Raw genomic sequence first — 3,583 nt, forward strand, 5'->3', positions numbered from 1 at the left:
GCGAGTGGCCCGTCCCCGGCCGCCCGGGCGAGCGCCGCGGCCCGGTCGGCCCGCACGGCGGCGTCGGAGTGTTTGCCGCGGTCGTAGGCGGTGGCGGCCGCCACCGTCGTGACCGCCGCGTGCAGCCGCATCCACTCCAGCGATGGCCGGCCGCGCAGCCGGTGCTCCCGGGGCACGGTCTGTGTCGTGCGCTCCAACGAGACCAGGGCGGACGTGGTAGTGATCAGATCAGACGTCTCGTAGGCCCTGACCGTCGCGGTCAGGGCGGCCATGCAGGCCTCGTGCAGGCCGGATGCGTCGTCGCGCAGACTCACGGAGCCCACCGCCGCGAGGCCGGTGGCAACCAGGACAGAGCGTCGGTCCGCGACCTCCGAGACCTCCGAGACCTCCGAGACCTCCGAGACGATGGGACCCTCCGTGCTCCTGCGGGAATGATCGCGGCCTTCCGCCGGCACGCGACGGGGCGGTGAGTCGTCGCCGCCAACGGCGTGATCCGATCGCTCGGACGACAGATCCGGTTATTCACGGCGGCCTTCCTCCTCTTCCCCGTGGTAGTGGCCGGTCCTCGAGCCTTCGTCCCGTCCCGTCCCGGCGACATCGACCGGTGTACACGCGCGCACCGGTCGATGCGTCTGAGCTCTCTGCAGCTGAGCTCTCCGCATCCGACACCCATATGGTCGCGAGGCCGCACTGTCCCGACGAAACCCGGCGTTCACGTATTCGTGCGCGAAGCGCCGTCTTCGACGGTATCGTTCGGGGGCCGCGGACGCGCCGAGTTGTGCGCACTCGGCGATGTGGTACGTGTCTCTTCAGGGATTGGCGTCGGTTGTTGTCGGAGGTTGTTGTCGGATGGCTGAACCGCCTGACTGCCTGGGGCCGCCGCAACGATTGTCCGCAGTGCGGGCGCCGGTTGGCCGAAATTCTCGTGGCATCCTGCGAATGTTTCATCCTCGTGTCGTCGAGTCATTGCATGTTTCGCCATGATGATGTTTCCCGGTCGGGATGCCGTCGGGAGACCGCGGGGAGGTCGCCGCGGGGCTCGGCGCGACGCCGATGCGAGCTCGGCCGGCTCCCGCCCGGGCGGGCAAGATCCGTCCTGGCGGTGGCCCCCGAGTGCCGCCGGTAAGGTGAACAGCATGGCCGTCGACCTGTCCGAGGAGATCAAACAGCTGGATGCCACGTTGACCGGCATCGAGACGGTTCTCGACGTGGAGGGGTTGCGCCGTCGCGCCGAGGATCTGGAGCGTCAGGCTGCGGACCCCGACCTCTGGTCCGATCAGGACCGGGCCCAGGCTGTCACCCGCAGGTTGTCGTCGACGCGCGGGGACATCGCCAGGGTGGAGGGGTTGCGTCGCCGTCTCGACGACATCGCCGCCGCCGCGGACCTCGGCGACGAGGATCTACTCGCCGAGGCCGCAGCCGATTTTCCCAGGCTGTCCAATGACATCGCCGGTCTCGAGGTCCGGACCCTGCTGTCCGGCGAGTACGACGAGCGGGACGCGATCGTGCAGCTCTCGGCCGGGGCCGGCGGGGTGGACGCGGCCGACTGGACGGCGATGTTGCTTCGGATGTACCTGCGGTGGGCCGAGCGGCATGGCTACGCCACGGAGGTCTTTGACACCTCCGAGGCTGAGGAGGCGGGTCTGAAGTCGGCAACCTTCCAGGTCAAGGCGCCCTATGCGTACGGGACGCTGCGCAGTGAGCACGGGGTGCACCGGCTCGTCCGGATTTCGCCGTTCGACAACCAGAACCGGCGGCAGACCTCCTTCGCCGGGGTGGAGGTCACCCCGGTCGTCGAGCTGTCCGACCACGTCGACATCGACGACAAGGATCTGCGTATCGATATTTTCCGTTCGTCCGGCCCGGGTGGACAGGGGGTCAACACCACCGACTCCGCGGTCCGCATCACGCATCTGCCCACGGGCATCGTGGTGACGTGCCAGAACGAGCGCAGCCAGCTCCAGAACAAGGCCGCCGCGATGATCGTGTTGCAGGCGAAGCTCCTGGAGCGGCGGCGGGCCGAGGAAGCGGCGGAGAAACAGCGCATCACCGGCGGGCCACAGGACGTCTCCTTCGGATCACAGATCCGTAACTATGTCCTCCACCCGTACCAGATGGTGAAGGATCTGCGTACCGACACCGAGACCTCGAATACCAGCGGTGTTCTCGACGGCGAGCTCGATGATTTCATCGACGCGGAGATCCGGTGGCGGCGGTCGGTCGAGAATCAGGCGTGAGAGGGTTCTTCGGAGCTTTTGCCGACGCCCGGGATGCGCCTGGTTCCGGGCTGAGCGGGCAATCCTCGCCGCACCGTCCGGGCGCTCGTGGCCCGGCGGGACGATACGCGCCCGGCGTTCCGGTTCCGGAGGTCCGGAGGTCCGGAGGTCCGGAGGTCTCCCGTTTCCGGGACGGCATCCGAATGCTGCCTGCCTCTCGGGGAACGGACGGTGAAAAGACAAAGATCCGGCCGTGGTGGGAACGCCGGTGTGACGTAGGCTCGGCCGGCGGCCCGGCCCGGCGTCGGGGGAGGACTCCACCGGATCTCCTGACGTCATTGGCATGCCGGGTATACACGTGTAGAGTTCCGGGTAGTTCGCGGACCGGTCGATGTTTTAGTTTCGGTGTCTTGATCTGGTCCGTCTACTGCTTCACTCGATGGGATGTACGCCCGTGTCACCTGGTCGTTCACGATTGCGAACCGCTGTCGCGGAGGGAGTGCGGTCTGTGTCCCTGCACACGAATGCACGCATGTATCTGTGTGGAAATAACGGTGCAAATCCGGGCAGGATGGCCAGTCTCGCCGGTACGGGAAAGCCGTGACCTCCCTGGCGCCCGCGGCGTCCGGCGCCGCCTCCGGCGTGTTCGACGGTGCGCCCACGATGCCCCTGCCCGTCCTTATGTACCACGGCGTCGGTGATTCGGTGAGTGCGGACTTCCGACGCTGGGAGCTCCCTCCCGGTGCCTTCGCCGAGCAGCTCGAGGCCCTCGCCGAAAGCGGTTACCACCTCACCGGTCTCACTGACGCGCTGGCGCATCCCGCCCGCCGCCAGGTGGTGATCACCTTCGAGAACGGCTTCGAGGACTTCGTCACCACCGCGGTGCCCGCTCTGCGGGCGATCGGTGCCAGCGCTACCCTGTACGTGCCGACCGCCTTCGTTGGCCGGCGCGCCACCTGGCTGGATGGCTACACCGAGCGCAACCTCCCCTGCTGGACTGGTCCGACCTCGCCGCGCTCGCCGGAGAGGGCATCGAGCTCGGCTCGCACGGTCACCGTCATCTGGAGCTCGACGTGGTGCCGACCGCCTTGGCGCGGTACGATGTCACCGCCAGCCGGCGGCTGATCGAGGAGAGAACCGGCCGGCGTCCGGACAGTTTCTGCTACCCCTTCGGTTATCACTGCGCGTCGGTGCGCCATGTCGTCGCGGCCGCCGGGTTCGAATCGGCCTGTGAGGTCGGGTACCGCATTCATCAACCGACGTCGTCCCGGTTCGCCATCAGTCGATTGATCGTCAATCGGGCCGCTGGAGCGGCCGACATCCTTCGGCTCGTTTCCCAGGGGCATCGCGACGCCCTGCTCAGCGCC

3 protein-coding genes and 1 pseudogene are annotated in these 3,583 nt (G+C 67.8%); 3 read left to right on the forward strand and 1 reads right to left on the reverse strand.

All coding sequences use genetic code 11. From position 1 onward, the window contains the following. Positions 1-314, reverse strand: a pseudogene (locus AC08OU_RS23630) (hypothetical protein); the annotation flags it as partial. A gap of 822 nt (positions 315-1,136) precedes the next feature. On the opposite strand from AC08OU_RS23630, the gene prfB reads away from it, so the two are divergent. The 3 genes from prfB to AC08OU_RS23645 all read left to right on the forward strand — a co-directional run. Continuing rightward, entirely contained in the window at positions 1,137-2,237 is a 1,101-nt protein-coding gene (prfB, locus tag AC08OU_RS23635) for a peptide chain release factor 2 (protein ID WP_476601949.1), read from the forward strand. A gap of 579 nt (positions 2,238-2,816) precedes the next feature. After that, positions 2,817-3,341, forward strand: a complete 525-nt coding sequence (locus AC08OU_RS23640; protein WP_476605851.1) for a hypothetical protein — start codon at positions 2,817-2,819, stop codon at positions 3,339-3,341. Next, positions 3,248-3,583 (forward strand): polysaccharide deacetylase family protein (locus AC08OU_RS23645; RefSeq protein WP_476605852.1); only part of this gene is annotated, 336 nt, incomplete at its 3' end. The genes AC08OU_RS23640 and AC08OU_RS23645, both read left to right, overlap by 94 nt.

This window comes from Frankia sp. CcMO1, from assembly GCF_977945845.1.

Excerpts from the sequence above, each read along its gene's own strand:
- prfB (WP_476601949.1), top strand. The coding sequence starts at position 1,137 with ATGGCCGTCGACCTGTCCGAGGAGATCAAACAGCTGGATGCCACGTTG.